Source organism: Collinsella sp. AM33-4BH, from assembly GCF_003469205.1.
GTDB lineage: Bacteria > Actinomycetota > Coriobacteriia > Coriobacteriales > Coriobacteriaceae > Collinsella.
Genome location: NZ_QSIN01000014.1, coordinates 13,321 through 30,538, shown reverse-complemented (window position 1 = coordinate 30,538; position 17,218 = coordinate 13,321). Strand labels below are relative to the sequence as shown.

At 60.7% G+C, this 17,218-nt stretch carries 14 protein-coding genes and 2 tRNA genes; 3 read left to right on the top strand and 13 right to left on the bottom strand.

The annotated features are described in order from the left end of the window. Positions 1-223: 223 nt before the first annotated feature. The 4 genes from DW821_RS09130 to gltB form a co-directional block, all read right to left on the bottom strand. Complete coding sequence (locus DW821_RS09130; RefSeq protein WP_158567563.1) at positions 224-1,285, bottom strand: hypothetical protein; 1,062 nt, start codon at positions 1,283-1,285, stop codon at positions 224-226. Positions 1,286-1,497: 212 nt separating this feature from the next. Next, entirely contained in the window at positions 1,498-2,205 is a 708-nt protein-coding gene (locus DW821_RS09125) for a hypothetical protein (RefSeq protein WP_118066585.1), read from the bottom strand. Between the two features lie 361 nt (positions 2,206-2,566). Continuing rightward, a complete protein-coding gene (locus DW821_RS09120; protein ID WP_118066583.1) occupies positions 2,567-4,048 on the bottom strand; it encodes a glutamate synthase subunit beta in 1,482 nt (493 codons plus the stop codon). Between the two features lie 5 nt (positions 4,049-4,053). After that, entirely contained in the window at positions 4,054-8,751 is a 4,698-nt protein-coding gene (gltB, locus tag DW821_RS09115) for a glutamate synthase large subunit (protein ID WP_118066581.1), read from the bottom strand. 730 nt (positions 8,752-9,481) lie between these two features. Between gltB and gpmA the strand changes: the two genes are divergently transcribed. Further along, on the top strand, positions 9,482-10,228 hold the full coding sequence (gpmA, locus tag DW821_RS09110; RefSeq protein WP_192934503.1) for a 2,3-diphosphoglycerate-dependent phosphoglycerate mutase: 747 nt from the start codon (positions 9,482-9,484) through the stop codon (positions 10,226-10,228). Positions 10,229-10,303: 75 nt separating this feature from the next. Beyond that, positions 10,304-11,560, top strand: coding sequence for an Nramp family divalent metal transporter (locus DW821_RS09105; protein WP_118066579.1), 1,257 nt, complete (start codon positions 10,304-10,306; stop codon positions 11,558-11,560). A 389-nt stretch (positions 11,561-11,949) separates the two neighbouring features. Here DW821_RS09105 and DW821_RS09100 read toward each other — a convergent pair whose 3' ends face one another. The 6 genes from DW821_RS09100 to DW821_RS09075 form a co-directional block, all read right to left on the bottom strand. Continuing rightward, positions 11,950-12,093, bottom strand: a complete 144-nt coding sequence (locus tag DW821_RS09100; RefSeq protein WP_117638060.1) for a rubredoxin-like domain-containing protein — start codon at positions 12,091-12,093, stop codon at positions 11,950-11,952. An 89-nt stretch (positions 12,094-12,182) separates the two neighbouring features. Next, complete coding sequence (locus DW821_RS09095; protein ID WP_055251877.1) at positions 12,183-12,686, bottom strand: flavin reductase family protein; 504 nt, start codon at positions 12,684-12,686, stop codon at positions 12,183-12,185. A 206-nt stretch (positions 12,687-12,892) separates the two neighbouring features. Next, positions 12,893-13,363 (bottom strand): SsrA-binding protein SmpB, encoded by a 471-nt coding sequence (smpB, locus tag DW821_RS09090; RefSeq protein ID WP_006235325.1) that lies wholly within the window; start codon positions 13,361-13,363, stop codon positions 12,893-12,895. Next, a complete protein-coding gene (locus DW821_RS09085; RefSeq protein WP_117634813.1) occupies positions 13,353-14,270 on the bottom strand; it encodes a hypothetical protein in 918 nt (305 codons plus the stop codon). Before DW821_RS09085 ends, smpB begins: the two co-directional genes overlap by 11 nt. Before the next feature lie 97 nt (positions 14,271-14,367). Next, positions 14,368-14,444: transfer RNA gene (locus DW821_RS09080), tRNA-Glu, on the bottom strand. A 17-nt stretch (positions 14,445-14,461) separates the two neighbouring features. Continuing rightward, positions 14,462-14,535: transfer RNA gene (locus DW821_RS09075), tRNA-Gln, on the bottom strand. A 276-nt stretch (positions 14,536-14,811) separates the two neighbouring features. On the opposite strand from DW821_RS09075, the gene DW821_RS09070 reads away from it, so the two are divergent. Then, the gene (locus tag DW821_RS09070) at positions 14,812-15,222 is read left to right on the top strand and encodes a hypothetical protein (protein WP_118066577.1); all 411 of its coding nucleotides are present in this window, start codon (positions 14,812-14,814) and stop codon (positions 15,220-15,222) included. A gap of 45 nt (positions 15,223-15,267) precedes the next feature. Here the strand turns inward: DW821_RS09070 and DW821_RS09065 are convergent, their stop codons facing one another. The 3 genes from DW821_RS09065 to DW821_RS09055 all read right to left on the bottom strand — a co-directional run bounded on the left by DW821_RS09065 (position 15,268) and on the right by DW821_RS09055 (position 17,042). Beyond that, positions 15,268-15,627, bottom strand: a complete 360-nt coding sequence (locus tag DW821_RS09065) for an arsenate reductase family protein (protein ID WP_118066575.1) — start codon at positions 15,625-15,627, stop codon at positions 15,268-15,270. A 122-nt stretch (positions 15,628-15,749) separates the two neighbouring features. Next, positions 15,750-16,331, bottom strand: coding sequence for a VanZ family protein (locus DW821_RS09060; RefSeq protein ID WP_118066573.1), 582 nt, complete (start codon positions 16,329-16,331; stop codon positions 15,750-15,752). Positions 16,332-16,436: 105 nt separating this feature from the next. Then, positions 16,437-17,042, bottom strand: coding sequence for a recombinase family protein (locus DW821_RS09055; protein ID WP_118066571.1), 606 nt, complete (start codon positions 17,040-17,042; stop codon positions 16,437-16,439). Positions 17,043-17,218: the final 176 nt, after the last annotated feature.

Genomic DNA, 17,218 nt, shown 5'->3' with positions numbered 1-17,218 from the left:
GTTAGATGTTACAGATTAAGATATTCTCCAGCCCTGTCGTCAAACGTCTAAATCTGTAACAGTTAGACAGGTTTTCGGCCTCTAGATGTTACAGATTGAGATCTTTTAGCGGCAGCCAACCTTCTGTCTCGATCTGTAACAGCTACGAGGCCAAACGGCCCCTTGTTGTTACAGATCGAGACAAACTCGGCAGGAACAACCACATTCGCGTCAGTTGCACCCCTTAGCACCCATACCACTGACGCTTCCATTCCTCAGCCAGATCGGCCCGCTGTGGAATTCCCGCCAGTCTCATCTTTTCAGCCAGGTTCCCCGGGTTCTTGAGTTCGTTAAACGTAAACCGAAGCACCTTATGCCCGAGCATTGTCAGATGAGATTCCCGCTGACGCTCTGCCACGAATGGGTCAACCGACTCCCGACCCTCGCCGCTCTGCAAGGTGTACTTCCCCTTTCCGTCGAGCTCGCCGATGACACACGTCCCGTCCTCGAGCCGCCAAAAATAGTCGACGCGAAACACCTGGCTCGGATCGAGCGGGTCGCGAAACTCCACCTGCAGCTCCGGAACCGGAAAGCCGTACGCAATAAAGAATGCTCGGAACCGAGACTCGCCGCCGTTTTCAAACAGCCCGTCCGCATACGACGCAATCACCTGTGCCCTGCGATACCCTCGCCTGCCCTCGCAATCGGCCTGGAGCCGTTCGCAGAGGTCGTCGCGCGATATGCCCTTCGCCCGCAGCGCAGAATCGGCGATCGCCAGACCATACGAAAACGGCGCACGCAGCAGACAGTCCTTCACCGTGCGCCAAAACGGCGTCACTCGCACGCCGTCGACGCGCTCAAGCGCACCCGCCGCCTGCGGACGCAACAGCCGGCATCCTGCACTCAGCGGCACCGAGCAACCTGTCTTAACAAGAAATCGCGGCCCAAGCAGATCATTTGGCACCTCCAGACCCCACAAAAGTGCCGCGTCGTAACCCCAAAACGCCCAATCGGGATGAAACTCCGCAAGCCCTTTGATGGTCCGCAGCGCTCGCTCCGTCGGCGTCAACGCATCCCAATCATGCTGAAAACAGAACAGGTGCGACTCAGGCTCCGCGATATCGTCGGTTCCCACATGGCGCCGCAGCCACATGAGCTCGGCATTGTCGTGCGTCACAAGCAGCACGCCTAGTTCAGCCGCCTCCGTGAGCCTGGCAAGCATCCTATTCCGCGCCAACGTGTTGCGAGCCGTATGCTTGTGTTTGAGAACGGTATTAGACACTTCCATCACCACCACATCGGACAAATGGACCATTGTCACCGTTGCCTCCGCTGATAAACGTCTTGATCTGTAACAGTTAGACGTTCTCCAGGCCCCTAAACGTTACAGATTTAGACAAACCAGCGGCGCCCAGGTATTCGTCTCGATCTGTAACAGGTAGACCGGTTTTTTGTCCCTAAACGTTACAGATCGAGACATAAAGGCAGAAGGCAAGGCAGGCGACAACCGTCCATCCCCTACTCCCATTCCTGTTCGTAGATGTTGAGCGACTTCACATACCGCCCCTGGGCACCCATGATGTCGCGGACCAGGCGCAAAAAGAAGCTGATGCACGAGGTGTCGAAACCGTCCTCCAGGTCCTCGGGATGCACCGAGCCCGGCCCGTCGACCGTCGTGTCGCTCAGGCGCGCGATGTCATACAGGTAGAGCTGCCCCGCCGTCAGCCAGACATCGTCGACGCACGCGAGTCGCACCGCAATCGCACCATCGTTCCAGCGCTCCTTTTGCACGATATGTGGGTCGTAGACGTCAAAGCGACGGTCGGTGCGCGTGTCCTTCAGCACGACCATGCCAGTCGCGGGATCCTTGTCAAAAATGCCAAAGCGCGAGAAATACTGCGTGTCACGCACCTGCTTAAGTCGCCCGAGCGAAGCAGGAGAAATTGACGCTGGCGGCTCGTCCACATACAGTTCCAACAGCGTCTTGCCGTGGTAATAGGGGCGCTCAAACAGCAGCCAATCGGTAAACGCCATGTTGTAGGCCATGATTTCGTTTTGAGATGGTTCCTCGCAATAGCTGAGCCACGGATCGACGATAATCTCGAACTGCTCGCGCGCCGGCTCCAGAAATTGAAACTTCCGCAGCATCCAAAAGTGAGCCATGTCGGCAATATCGTTGCCGACGGCCTCGGCCAGCTGCGCTCGATCAAAAACTTGGTCAGTCATGGCATCCTCCTCAAACTGATGGACCTCAATTTGAGCTTACGAGGAGGGTGGGCAACCGAGGCAAGCGCGGGCAAAATAGGCCTTCGACTGCAAACCAGATGCTAACCAAACACTTGACGGGACACTTGACCGAATGAGTCCACCGCAACAAAACCGCAGGTAGACATAGACAGCCAACCCGCCCTTTTGAGCCAGATGCCCGCAGCCACCACAGAAACAACAGGTGACCACAGCCCAAGAAGTCGACAAATGAACACCCGTACGTCGACAAACGAGCAAATCGCTCGCAAATCCGCAAGGAGTGTCCCCAACGACTAGACAAAAAATGACTAGTCATTGAGGACGTTCTTAAATGACTACTTTACAGCTCCAGCGCCTCGGCGACTTCGGCTACACAGGCCAGGGCATCGGCCATGGCACTCACCACGAGCGAGCTGCCGTTGCGGGCATCACCCGCCACATACACCGGCGCGGCATCCGCGGCGACACCCTCCGTGCGAGCCGCGAGATGCGAGCCCTCAGCAGCCATCACCGGCAGCGGACGACCAGCGGTGGCAACAGGCACGCTCACCGCATCGAACACGCCGTGCTCCGGACCCGTAAAGCCGCAGGCGATGAGCACCAGCTGCGCCGGCACCTCGTGCTCGGAGCCCGCGATGCGCTCGGGCTTTCCCGCCGACCAGTCCAGATCGACCACGCGCAGACCCGCAGCCGCACCCTTCTTGTCCAGCAGCACCTCGAGTGTATCCACGGCCCAGGCACGCATCTCGCCACCCATCGCAGCGATAGCCTCCTGCTGGCCGTAATCGGTCTTCTTAACGTTGGGCCACTGCGGCCAGGGGTTGCCTGCCGCGCGCTTATCGGGCGCAGCCGGCAAGAACTCAAACTGGCGCACGCTGCGCGCGCCCTGACGCACAGCGGTACCCACGCAGTCGTTGCCGGTATCGCCACCGCCAATGACCACGACGTCCAGGCCGCGCGCGTCAATAGCAGGCTCACCGCCATCGAGCACCGAGACGGTCGAAGCCGTCAGGTAGTCCACGGCATACACCACGCCCGGGGCATCAATGTTCGCAGCCGAAAGCCCACGCGGAGCACGGGCGCCGGCAGCCACCACGACGGCGTCAAAGTCGTCGAGCCCGGCGGTAACCTTGGGATCGCTCACGTCGGCGCCCAGCTCGAACACAATACCCAGCTCGCGCATGAGCGCCACGCGACGCTCGACCACAGACTTCTCGAGCTTCATGTTGGGAATGCCGTACATGAGCAGACCGCCGGGGCGGTCGTCGCGCTCAAACACCGTCACGCGGGCGCCGCGACGCGCAAGCTCCCATGCAGCCACCAGACCAGCCGGTCCAGAACCAACCACGGCGACCGTGGGCGCATCCTCCCCTGCCGGCTCAAAGCGGCGCGGGCCGCCGTTTGCCCATTCATGGTCGCTGATCGCACGCTCGTTGTCATGGATCGTCGTGGGCTGGCCGTCGACCGAACCCAGGTTGCACGCGGCCTCGCACAGCGCCGGGCACACGCGGCTCGTAAACTCAGGCATGGGTGAGGTGAGCGACAGGCGCTCGGCAGCCTCATCCCAGCGGCCGCGGTACACTAGCTCGTTCCACTCGGGAATCAAGTTGTGCAGCGGACAGCCGCTCGGGCGCGCCTTGCCAAAGCTCGCGCCCATCTGGCAAAACGCCACGCCGCACATCATGCAGCGGCTCGCCTGAGCACGGCGCGCGTCGTCGTCGAGCTCCACGTACAGCGGATCGAAATCGCGGCTGCGCTCCTCCACGGGGCGAAGCTCGTGGGTCACGCGATCGATATCAAGAAAAGCACCGGGCTTACCCATGGCACTTACGCCTCCTTCTTGGTCGAAGCAACAGAGCTGGCGGCGGCGGGCACAGCACCAGCGACACCACCCGCCACATCGAAGCGAGCGACATCCGCGGCACTCGCGCGACCGGTCACAATGTCAAACGCCAGCTCCTCGGCCTGCGCATGCGTCTTGCCGACGGCCTCGGCGGCGGCGACAATCGCCAGCACACGCTCGTACTCGGTCGGAATGACCTTCACAAAGTGCTTGCTCATCGTCTCAAAGCTGTAGAGCAGCTTGATGCCGCGCGGGCTCTGCGTCGCGTCCACGTGCTCCTGGATGAGCTCGCGAATCTGCGCCAGCTCGCCGGCCGTCGGGGCCTTGAGCTCAACGCTCTCGTGGTTCACGCGGGCATCGAGCGTGCCGTACTGGTCAAAGACATAAGCCACGCCACCCGTCATGCCGGCAGCGAAGTTCTGCCCGACCTCGCCCAGGATGAGCGCCAGGCCACCCGTCATGTACTCGCAACCGTGGTTGCCGCAACCCTCGACCACCACAGTGGCACCGGAGTTGCGTACGCCAAAGCGCTGGCCGGCCAGGCCGTTGATGAAGCCACGGCCGCTCGTGGCGCCAAAGAACGCAACGTTGCCCACGATGATGTTCTCGTCGAACTTGTAGGTCGCATGCGGGTTGGGGCGCACCGACACCTCGCCGCCCGAGAGGCCCTTGCCAAAGTAGTCGTTGGCGTCGCCGCATACGTTGAGCGTAATGCCGCGCGGCAGGAACGCGCCAAAGCTCTGACCGGCCGAACCATCGCAATCGATGGTAATGGAGCCGGCGGGCAGGCCCTCGGGATGTGCCTTGGTCACCGCGTTACCCAGGATGGTGCCCACGCAACGGTTGACGTTGGCGATATCAGCGCGGAAGCGAATCGGACGCAAGTGGGCACGGGCATCGGCCGTATAGGGCACGAACAGCGTGGAGTCGAGCGTCTTGTCGAGCTCGCTGTCCGCGGCCATCTGCGGCAGGAAGTGACGACCGTCGGCACCCGGGATATGGGCACCGAACTCGCAGGTCGCGCTTGCCAGCACAGGCGACAGATCCAGCAGGTTAGCTTTGCGATTGCCCGGGACCTCGATCTGGCGCAAGCACTCGGGATGGCCGACCATCTCGTCGACGGTGCGGAAGCCCAGGCTCGCCATGATCTCGCGCAGTTGCTCGGCAACAAAGAGCATAAAGTGCTCGACGTGCTCGGGCTTGCCGCGGAAGCCGCGACGCAGGCGGCAGTTTTGCGTGGCGATGCCGGCGGGGCAGGTATCCTGCTGGCAGTCGCGCTGCATGAGGCAGCCCATCGAGATGAGCGGCATGGTCGCAAAGCCAAACTCCTCGGCGCCCAGCAGGCAGGCAACGGCGACATCGGTACCGTCCATGAGCTTGCCGTCGGCCTCGAGCACCACGCGCGAGCGCAGGCCGTTTTGCAGCAGCGTCTGCTGGGCCTCGGCAAGGCCAAGCTCCAGCGGCAGACCGGCGTGCCAGATCGAATCGCGAGCAGCGGCACCCGAGCCGCCATTGTGGCCGCTGATCAAGATCTTGTCGGCAGCACCCTTGGCAACGCCGGTGGCGATGGTGCCGACGCCCGCCTCACTGACCAGCTTGACCGACACGCGCGCGCCGGGGTTGGCGTTCTTAAGGTCAAAGATCAGCTCTGCCAGGTCCTCGATAGAGTAGATGTCGTGGTGTGGCGGAGGCGAGATCAGGCCGATGCCGGGCGTGGACTGACGGACCTCGGCGATCCAGGGGTAGACCTTCTTGCCGGGCAGGTGGCCGCCCTCGCCGGGCTTGGCGCCCTGGGCCATCTTGATCTGAATCTCGAAGGCGCTGCACAGGTAACGGCTTGTCACGCCAAAGCGCGCGCTTGCCACCTGCTTGATCGCGGAGTTCTTGGAGTCGCCGTTGGCCAGCGGGGTCTCGCGACGCGGGTCCTCGCCGCCCTCGCCCGAGTTGGAACGGCCGTGCAGGCGAGTCATGGCGATGGCCATGCACTCGTGTGCTTCCTTGCTGATGGAGCCGTACGACATGGCGCCGGTGTTAAAGCGGCGGACGATGTTGAGCGCGGGCTCCACCTCGTCGAGTGCCACCGGCGTGCGGCCGCTGGCATCAAAGTCCAGCAGGTCGCGCAGGCGCACGGCACGGCCGGTGCGGTGCAGGCGGGCGCTGTACTCCTTAAAGGCGTCGTAGCTGTCCTCGCGGCAGGCGGTCTGGAGCAGGTAGACAGTCTGCGGATCGATGAGGTGATCCTCGCCGCCGAGCGGGCGCCACTTGGTCAGGCCCAACGTGGGCAGCTGATCGGGAGCTGGGCTCTTAAGGATAGCGAGCGCGGCGTCGTAGCGCTCGTTTTGCTCGCGCTCGACGTCCTCGACGCCCATACCGCCCACACGGCTCACCGTGCCGGCGAAGTACGCGTTGACGAACTCGGGCGTAAAGCCCACGGCCTCGAAGATCTGCGCCGAATGGTAGCTCTGCACCGTGGAGATGCCCATCTTAGACATGATGGAGACGATGCCCGCCGTCGCGGCCTTGTTGTAGTTGGCGATGCCCTGCTCGGCCGTCACGTCCAGGTCGCCGCGTGCCGCCAGATTGCGGATGCACGCATGCGCGTTGTACGGGTAGATGCCGCTTGCGGAGTAGCCCACCAGCGCCGCAAAGTCGTGCGGAGACACGGCATCGCCGCACTCCACCACGATATCGGCAAAGGTGCGCACGCCGGCACGGATCAGGTGGTTGTGCACGCAGCCCACGGCGAGCAGCGACGGCACGGGCACCTCGCCCGCAGCGGCACGGTCGCTCAGCACCACGATGTTCACGCCATCGCGAACCGCAGCCTCGACGTCTTCGGCAAGCTGCTTGAGCGCAGCCTGCAGCGCGCCCTCACCCGCGTCGCGGCGGTACACGGCACGGAACCGGCGGGTCTTAAAGCCCACGCGGTCAATCGCGCAAATGCGGTCAAACTCCTCCTCGCTCAGCAGCGGGCGCTCCAGGCGCACCAGCTGACAGGCCGTACGGGAGTCCTCGAGCAAGTTGCCGTGGTTGCCCAGGTAGAGCGTGGTCGAAGTCACCATATGCTCGCGCAGGGCGTCGATCGGCGGGTTCGTGACCTGGGCGAACAGCTGATAGAAGTAGTCAAAGAACGAACGCGTCTTCTTGGACAGGCAGGCCAGCGGCGCATCGATGCCCATCGAAGCGAGCGGTGCCTTGCCCTGCTGGGCCATGGGACGCACGACCTCGTCGACGTCATCCCAGTGGTAGCCGAGCTTGGCCATACGCACGGCGGCGGGCACCTCGGCGTCCTCGGCGGGCGTTGCCGCGGCAGGCCTATCGAGCGCGTCGACGGTCAGCGTCTCCTCGGCAATCCAATCACGGTAGGGCTTTTCCTTAGCGTAACGGGCGCGCAGCTCGTCGTTGTAGATGACGCGACCGCGGGCAAAGTCGACCTCGAGCATCTGGCCTGGTCCCAGGCAGCCGCTCGTCAGGATGTTCTCGGGGCTCACCTCGATGGTGCCCACCTCGCTCGCCAGCATAAAGCGGCCGTCGCGCGTCACGTAGTAGCGAGCCGGACGCAGGCCGTTACGGTCGAGGGCGGCACCCAGGATACGGCCGTCGGTAAAGGCAATGGCCGCCGGACCATCCCACGGCTCCATGAGCATGGACTGGTAAGCGTCATAGGCGCGGCGCTCCTCGCTCAGGCTGTCGTTGTGATCCCACGGCTCGGGCAGCAGCATGGACGCGGCACGCGTAAGCGGGCGACCGTTCATGACCAAAAATTCGAGCACGTTATCCAGAATCGCGGAGTCGGAACCCTCGCGGTTGATGATGGGCATCACGCGCTCAAGATCGTGCTGCAGCACGGGGCTGTACAGGTTGGGCTCGCGGGCACGAATCCAGTTGACGTTGCCCTTGAGGGTATTGATCTCGCCGTTGTGGATGATAAAGCGGTTGGGGTGCGCACGCTCCCAGCTGGGTGTGGTGTTGGTGGAGTAGCGCGAGTGGACGAGCGCCACGGCCGTTTTGACGGCGGCGTCGTTGAGGTCGATGAAGAAGCGGCGCATCTGCGTGGCCACAAGCATGCCTTTGTACACGATGGTGCGCGAGCTCATGGAGCAGACGTAGAAAATCTTGTCGCGCAGGGCAAACTCGGCGTCAGCCTTCTTCTCGATGGTGCGGCGGCACACGTACAGGCGGCGCTCGAATGCGTCGCCGGCCGGCGTGTCGTCGGGGCGGCCCAGAAAGGCCTGCAGGATGGTAGGCATGCAGGCGCGGGCCGTCTCACCCAGGTCGTGCGGGTCGACGGGCACCTCGCGCCAAAAGAGCAGCGGCACGCCGGCCTCGGCGCAGCCCTCCTCAAACACGCGGCGAGCATCCTCTACGCCCTTGTCGTCCTGCGGGAAGAACAGCATGGCCACGCCATAGTCGCCCTCTGCCGGCAGAATCTGGCCGCACTTTTGGGCCTCTTTACGGAAAAAGTGATGCGGAACCTGGAACAGGATTCCGGCGCCGTCGCCGGTGTTCTTCTCGAGTCCGGTGCCGCCGCGGTGCTCCAAGTTGACCAGAATGGACAGTGCGTCGTCCAGAATCTGGTGATGGCGCTCGCCGTTGATATCGGCAAGCGCGCCGATGCCACATGCATCGTGGTCGAATTCGGGGCGATAAAGGCCCTGCTGCTGAGCGGAATCTGCCTGCATCGCGATCCTCCCCTAGATATTTAGACAGTCAGTTGAATAGGCATACTAGAAGCATCGCCGGCCCGTTGTGTTTCCCGCCCGTTTCGAAACAATCGCGTAACGCACACCGACCATCAACGTCTTGCTATCAAACATGTACGTCAGCCCCCAAACATGTCGAAATTTGACATCTTTGGAGGCTGACGTACACGTTTTAGTGCAGGGACAGCCGGCACATATGCATCTGGCCCCTTTGAATCATTCTGGAAACAAGGGCCATGCGGACTTTTGCATGATGGGGCTCGACACAGCAGGCCTCAAGGGCGGCAACAAGACGCCCAAGTTCGGCCTGTAAGCTCACCGCTTCAAACATCTCAATCTGTAACAGGAAGACCCAATTTTGGCGCCTAGATGTTACAGATTGAGATTTTCTGCGGAGCGGTTTTGGTTTGTCTCGATCTGTAACACGAAGGGCCGGTTTTGGCGGCCAGCTGTTACAAATCGAGATTTTCCATAGGACCATTTCTTCCTGTCTCGATCTGTAACACCTAGGCCCAATTTCCATCCCTAGTTGTTACAGATCGAGACATTTCGGCAGCCCCCTTCACCATCCCATTCAAATAGAACAATTTTGTTAGTCTTGGTTAACTTTTAAGCTTAAACGGGTATCCTTTGCGGCGTCAAGCAAACGGCACGCACACCGTGCCAGATCAAGGAGGCCCCTATGGCGCACCAAGCAGACCAGCAGACGATGCAACTCGTCCTTATCCGTCACGGAGAGTCCGAGTGGAACAAGCTCAACCTGTTCACCGGCTGGACCGATGTCGAGCTCACCGACACGGGCCGCGAAGAGGCGGCAGCAGGCGGCCGCGCCCTCAAAGAAGCCGGTTTCGACTTTGACGTCTGCTACACTTCGCGTCTCAAGCGCGCGATCCACACCCTCAACATCGTGCTCGGCCAAATGGATCGCGAGTGGCTGCCCGTCATCAAATCCTGGAAGCTCAACGAGCGCCACTACGGTGCGTTGCAGGGTCTCAACAAGGCCGATGCCGCCGCGGAGCACGGCGACGAACAGGTGCTCATCTGGCGCCGCTCCTTCGATATCTGCCCGCCGGCACTCGAGCCGAACGACGCGCGCGATCCCCACACCCAGGAGCAATACCGTGATGTCGCGCCTGATCAGCTGCCCTATACCGAATGCCTCAAGGACACGATCGCCCGCGCCTGGCCCTATTTCGAAGACGAGATTCGCCCCCAGATGCTCGCCGGCAAGCGCGTACTCATCGCCGCACACGGCAACTCCCTGCGCTCACTCGTCATGAAGCTCGAACACCTCACGCCCGAGGAGATCCTCAAGGTCAACATCCCCACCGGCGTGCCGCTCGTCTACACCTTCGATACCGATTTCAATGTCCTCGACAAGCGCTACATCGGCGACCCGGCGACCATCGCCGCCAAGATCGACGCCGTGGCCAATCAGGGCAAAGCACACAAGTAGCCCCAACCCAAAACCGACGCGTGGCGCCGCACGGCCCAGATGTGACGTCACGCCGCCCATACACAGGAGCTCACCATGCTCAACCATCTCAAACAACATTTTGGCTCCCGGCGCACCGGTGGTCACGGAGGCCTAGACATTGCGCGGCATATCGGCCCCGGGCTGCTCGTGACCGTCGGCTTTATCGACCCGGGCAACTGGGCCTCCAATATGGCCGCGGGCTCGCAGTTTGGCTACGCGCTGCTGTGGATCGTCACGCTGTCCACGATTATGCTCATTGTGCTGCAGCACAACGCGGCACACCTGGGTATCGCCACGGGCGCCTGTCTTGCCGAGGCCACGACACGTTACCTCCCCCGCTTCGTTGGGCGCGCTGTGCTCGGCAGTGCCTATCTCGCGACCATCGCCACCGCCATGGCCGAAGTCCTGGGTGGTGCGATTGCCCTTCAAATGCTCTTTGGCCTGCCTGTACGCGCCGGCTGCATCATCGTGGCGGCAATATCGATGGCGATGCTTATGACGAGCTCCTACAAACGCGCCGAGCGATGGATCATCGCCTTCGTGGGCGTGGTGGGACTCTCGTTTTTGGCCGAGCTCGTACTGGTCAAGGTCGACTGGCCGCAGGCCGCCGCAAGCTGGATCACGCCCAGTATGCCCACCGGCTCGGCCGCGATTATCGTAAGTGTCCTAGGCGCGGTCGTTATGCCCCACAACCTCTTTCTGCACTCCGAGGTCATCCAATCCATGCACTTCGAAGGCCAAGGCGAGCAGGTTATCGAAGAGCGTCTGCGCTACGAGCTCTTCGACACGCTCTTTTCGATGGGCGTGGGCTGGGCAATCAACTCGGCCATGGTCATCCTGGCCGCAACGGCCTTCTTTGCGCACGGCATTGTCGTAGACGACCTCGCCGTCGCAGCGGATACGCTCTCCCCCATTCTGGGCCCGGCAAGCTCGACCATCTTTGCGGTGGCGCTGCTGTTTGCGGGCCTCTCGAGTAGTGTGACGGCAGGCATGGCGGCAGGCACCATCACCGCGGGAATGTTCGACGAGGAATACGACATCCACGACCGACATTCCTCGATCGGGGTGGCGGCCAGTTTCGTCGGCGCAGTGGCGGCGTGCCTGGTCGTCCCAAATCCTTTTGAAGGTCTCATCTGGAGTCAGGCGCTGCTGTCGCTTCAGCTGCCGATTACGGTCTTTGTGCTCATACGGCTCACCAGCTCACGCCGCGTCATGGGCAAATACGCCAACTCGCGCCCGCTCAACGCGCTGCTCATAGGGATCGGCGCCATCGTGACGATTCTCGATGTCGTGTTATTGACGGGGATGTAATGGGGCGGGGCACCTACCCAGGCAAACGTCTCAATCTGTAACATCTAGACACGCTTTTAATATCTAGATGTTACAGATCGAGATTATTCCGAGGGACAGCTCCGTTTGTCTCAATCTGTAACAAGTGGACCCAATTTTCACCGTTAGATGTTACAGATTGAGACCTTCTGCCGGACGGTTTTGGTTTGTCTCGATCTGTAACAGGAAGACCCGTTTTGAGCCGTTAGACGTTACAGATTAAGACAAAAGGTCGGCCGGACTCACAACAGACAGGATCGGCCAACAGCAACCGTGATCCCTTGGGGGCGGAGAAAAAGGGTCCCGGCCGGGATATCCGACCGGGACCCTTGGACAGAGCTATATGTTGCCGTGAGCCGCGTGCCGACGAGCTACTCCTCGACGAGCTCAAACTGATCGGGACCGACGCCGCAGACCGGGCACACGTAGTCCTCGGGCAGCTCGGGCGTGTCGACCTCAACCTCGTAGCCACAAACGATGCACACGAACTTATACGTCTTCTTCTCCTCAGCCATGATGTTCTCCTCTCGAACGCGACTGGTGATGTACTTCATTTATCAGTATAGATTCTCAATAATATAATGCAAGTATTTTTAAAACATTTCTAGCCTTGATACGAGGACGCCTTCGGAGGCGTCTTGCCCTTCAGGACCTTATGGTAGTAATCGTAGGTGAGCGGCGTCTCGTCACTCAAGCGCTCGGCATCCTCGACCTCGCCGATAAACAGTAGATGCGTGCCAACATCCACAGTGTCGATCAAATGGCAGCTAAACAGGGCCGCCGCGTGCTCGGGCACATAGGGCATGCCCAGAGCCGTCTCGCGGGTCTCGTATTTGGCAAACTTGTCATAATCGCTGCTGGTACGGAACCCAAAGTTACCGATGTAGAGCATATCGGCGGTCTGATCGATCACGGTCAGCGCGAACGCTTTGGCCGAAGCGATGACGCCCGAGGTGACGTTGTCCTTGTTCACGGCAACCGAAATGCGCGGCGGCATGGACGTCACCTGCACCGCAGTGTTGATGACGCAGCCGGCGCGCAGCCCGTCTGCCGCGGCGCTCACCACGTACAGGCCGCTCGGCATGGTAAAGAACGCAGTTTTGTCCATAACGATCACTCCCCTAGCTCGGGTTGGAACCTCATGGATGTATGTACCCACAAAAAAGGCAGCGCCCATAACGGACGCCGCCTTTGAAACATATGTGTCAGAACAGTAAGAAAGATGAGACACCCGCAGCTGCGGTGAAATAGGGACTGAATAGCCCCTCAAACAGGCAAAACAGTCCGTATTCCACCGCAACTTATGAAGGACGGTCAGCGGTTGCGTTCCTTGAGGGCGCGGTCAATCTCGCGTTGAACATCGCGTTTGGCCATGTCCTCGCGCTTGTCGTAGAGCTTTTTGCCTCGGCCCAGGCCCAGCAGCAGCTTTACGCGGCCGTCGGTATTAAAGTAGAGCTCCAACGGAACCAGCGCATAACCACGGTTGCGAAGTTTGCCGTCAAGAAAGTCGATCTCCTTGCGGTGCAGCAGCAGACGGCGCCGACGGTCGGGATCGCGATTCCACACGCCACCATGGCTATAAGGGTGGATATGTAGGCCGACGAGCCAGCACTCCCCGCCACGAATCAGTGCAAAGGTATCGGTAATCTGGCACGCGCGCTCGCGAATCGACTTGACTTCGGTACCGCTCAGCTCAATACCGCACTCAAACGTCTCATCGATAAAGTACTCGTGATGTGCCGAGCGATTCTTGGAAATGAGCTTGCGCTCGCGCTTACTGGGCATCGCCGGCCTCCTTGGCGCCATCGGCGTTTGAGCCCGCAGCCTCGCGCTTTGCCTTGCGCTCGGCGTTAAGCTCGGCATCACTCTCGCGCACCAGCTTGATAATCGCCGCGCACGCCTCTTCGCCCACCAGGTCGCGGGCACGGACCGTCAGGCGCGTAGCCTCCTGCTTGTCGCCGTCGCTTGCAGCATCGGTCGCGCACATGATCAGGCAGATGGCGATCTCGGCCGAAGGCGAGGTCGGCACGCCCTGCAGGGCGAGCTCACCCATCACATGGTCGTCACTCTCGTCCGCGGCATCCGGATAGGTGGTATGGATCTTGTTGAGCAGGCGCGTCGTATGCGCATCGTTGGGCGCCAGGCGCAGCGCCAGACGCGCGCAGCCCACGGCAGCCGAAATGTTCTCGGTCTCGGGCTCCAAGAAGTACTGACCCAAATTGGTGTAGGCGCGTGCGGCGCACTTACCGTCGCTCGCGCGCTCCAGCACCGAGAACGAGAGCGATGCCCACTCCTGCTTGTCCTCGAGCGCGCGGAACAGCTCGGCCAAGTCCAAGCGATAGTTGCAGTTCATGGGATCCCAACGCACGGCCTGCATCAGGGCATTCCGAGCACTCACATAATCCTGCTGGCGAATGTAGGCAAACGCCATGTCGGAGTACAGGCGGTCAAAGGGAACCTCGACCTGCACCAGCTCGCGCGGATCCTTCTCCACGCGGCGATAGGCCAGGCGCTCAAACTTGCTGTCGAAGCTAAAGTACTGGCGCTTCTCCTCCGTCTTGCACTCGGCGTCGATATACTCCTCGGCGAGCTCCACCAGACGCTCCAACAGCGGCGTCGCCGTAGCCAGGTCGCCCTGCGCCAGATAGTTCTCGGCATACGTGATGTCTTCCAAGCTGATAGGCAGGTCCATGACAACTCCTCGGTCCGGGCGGCAGACTCAACGCGCGCCTTAAATATCGGTCAATACACAAAACCCGGGTCTCTTACGAGGCCCGGGCGTTCAATTTTGGTAGCCCGTACCAGATTCGAACTGGTGATCTCCGCCTTGAGAGGGCGGCGTCCTAAACCGCTAGACGAACGGGCCATATGTAGCAAATGCAATGGCTGGGATGGAGGGAGTCGAACCCCCATTGACGGAACCAGAATCCGCTGTCCTGCCATTAGACGACATCCCAATGACTGCATCGCTGCGCTCGGCTGTGCCTTTGCGCAAGAAAGAAATATACGGGAAGTACCGCCGTGACGCAAGCCCCAATTTTGACTTTTTTAAAATTCAGCCAAATTGGCCTAATTTAGTCCAACCGGTGAAGGACCTGTGAAGCCGACCGCTGCACACGAAGGGCAAAACGCCGCGAGCGGTAGCCGTCAACCGTTGGCAGATTCTACCGTGAAAACGATAGCACCAGGCAACACAATCGGAGTATCAATGATCGCGTAGATATCGAGGCGCCATGGACGAAGAGCTTGATTACCTATGGGAGACCCTGGGCCTCGAGATCACTGCTGACCTTTGGCCCGAACGGGACAAAATCCATCCCACACTGCGCCCCGCCATCACGGTGATGCAGGCAAACTACCGCCGTGCATCCTTTTTGATCATGCGGATGTCATGGCACGCGGGACTCCCCGACCTTAAGCGAATCCAGGCAAGCCTCGTCGAGCTGTCCGGCATGCCGACCGTCATATCCGAGGCGCGCCTGGAGCAGCGCCAGCGCGAGCGACTGCAACAGCAGCGGATTCCCTTTATCTGCCCCGGCATTCAGGCATACCTGCCCTTTATGGACGAGGAGTACTGGAGCGGCAAGCCCAACAAGCACGTAAAGGTCTACGATCCGCACGAATGGGCACAGCTGAAGGACTGACTGGGGCAGGCCCGCACTCGAAATGGGACGTACTTTCCGCAGCCGCTACAGCAACGCCTCGGCCCAAGCCGATTCCCTAAAGCCGGGAATCACAAAGTCGTCGCCCACCAGCAGCGGACGCTTGACCAGCATGCCGTCGGTCGCCAGCAGCTCGTAGCACTCCCGATCCGTCATGCCCGCATCCAGGCGCGCCTTCAGGCCCAGCTCTCGATATTTCATGCCCGACGAATTAAAGAAGCGCCGCACCGGCAGCCCCGAACGAGCAATCCAGGTCGCTAGCTCATCAGCCGTGGGATTGTCCAAAACGATATCGCGGTCGATATACTCTACCCCGTGTTCGTCCAGCCACGCCTTGGCCTTTTTGCAGGTCGAGCACTTGGGATATTCAACAAACAGTACGGTCATGGGATTTCCTTTCTTAGAGAAAACAGGTGTCTGGAAAACTGCACATCGACGGCCACTCGCGATTGCAGCCGTTATTGTAGTCAATGTCGAAGCGCAGGCAGTCGCGATGTCTCGTCTTAAGGCTAGCGCCTCGCATGGGCGCCGATCGGCCGATTCGCATGGCGCACCAACGCCGCCGCCAGCAATACCAACAGCATGGCGGTGACATAGCCCGCAGCATCGAATCCTAGATCGATAACGTCGAAATGCCTGCCGGGAACAAAGATCTTATGTACCTGATCGCCAACGGAGCAGGCGGCGCAAAAGAGCAATACGGGCACGCAACGGGAGCATACGCTCCACGGACGCCTGGAAAAGCAAACCACGACCACCGAGGCGAACAATCCGACGAAGAAAAACTCTACGGTATGGGCAACGCGACGGACGTTCGTGCCCACCCACATGCGAATGGAAGCAAGTCGGCCAGACCGGACATTCGAGGCAGCCGAATCGGCGCCCCCGGTCATTCCGTTCTCCGTCTGGGCTTCACCCGTGGCATCGACAGCCTGAACGCCCGTAGCCTGACCCTCTACCACACGCGCGGTGGACTCGCTCAGCAACGACGTCTCCACCGCATTTTGCTCCGTCAGCACCCAGATGCCCGCCAGCGTTACAACGAACAGAACGATCGCGGTCCATCCGATTATTTGTTTTACGCGCGACAAGGGCCAACCTCCTTTTTTTGAATATCAGCGAGTGTAGCCCCAAATGACATCGTCACCGTATCAAAATTTGAATCGCAACAGGAAGCGACAAAGCGACGCAAACCTCTACCCCGCCTCGCGCATCCAGCGATCGAACGTCCCCACGCACACGCCCAGGCACTTTGCTGCCTGGCTGCGGGTTATATCGCCCGCCTCATAGCTATCGCGCACCAGCTCAAACTGAGGAGGGCACGGCTTGCGAGGTCGACCGAAACGGACCCCTCGCGCCCGCGCAGCTGCAATTCCCTCCGCCTGGCGCCGATGGATATTCTCGCGCTCCACCTGCGCCACGTAGCTCAGCAGTTGCAGCACAATATCGGCAATCAGGGTGTTGGTCACATCCGGCGTGCCGCTGGCCCTGACGCGCGTGTCAAGCAATGGCATGTCCAACACCACAATGGCAACCCCGAGCTCCTTGGTAATGCGTCGCCATTCCTCAAGAATCTCGGAGTAATTACGGCCAAGTCGGTCGATAGAAAGCACCACCAGCACGTCCCCGTCTCCCAGGATGTGCAGCAGCTCGCGATACCGCGGGCGATCGAAGTCCTTGCCGCTCGCATGGTCGGCATAAATATTCGCCGAGCCCACGCCATAGGCGCCCAGCGCATCCAGCTGCCGATTCAGATTCTGATCGCGCGAACTCACCCGCGCATAACCGTACACCGTCGCCATCTCATCCCCGCTTTCTTGTAAACCTGCCAAAAAGGGACAGGTTTATTTTGGTAGGTTTTACCTCTCGAATAGCAGGTAAGCGGGCGGCCGAGCAGACGGCAAGGTAGCCATGATCCAAATGCGGAGGGCGGCCCCGAAAGACCGCCCTCCGCTCTCCCGCCATGAGTCGAGATTTG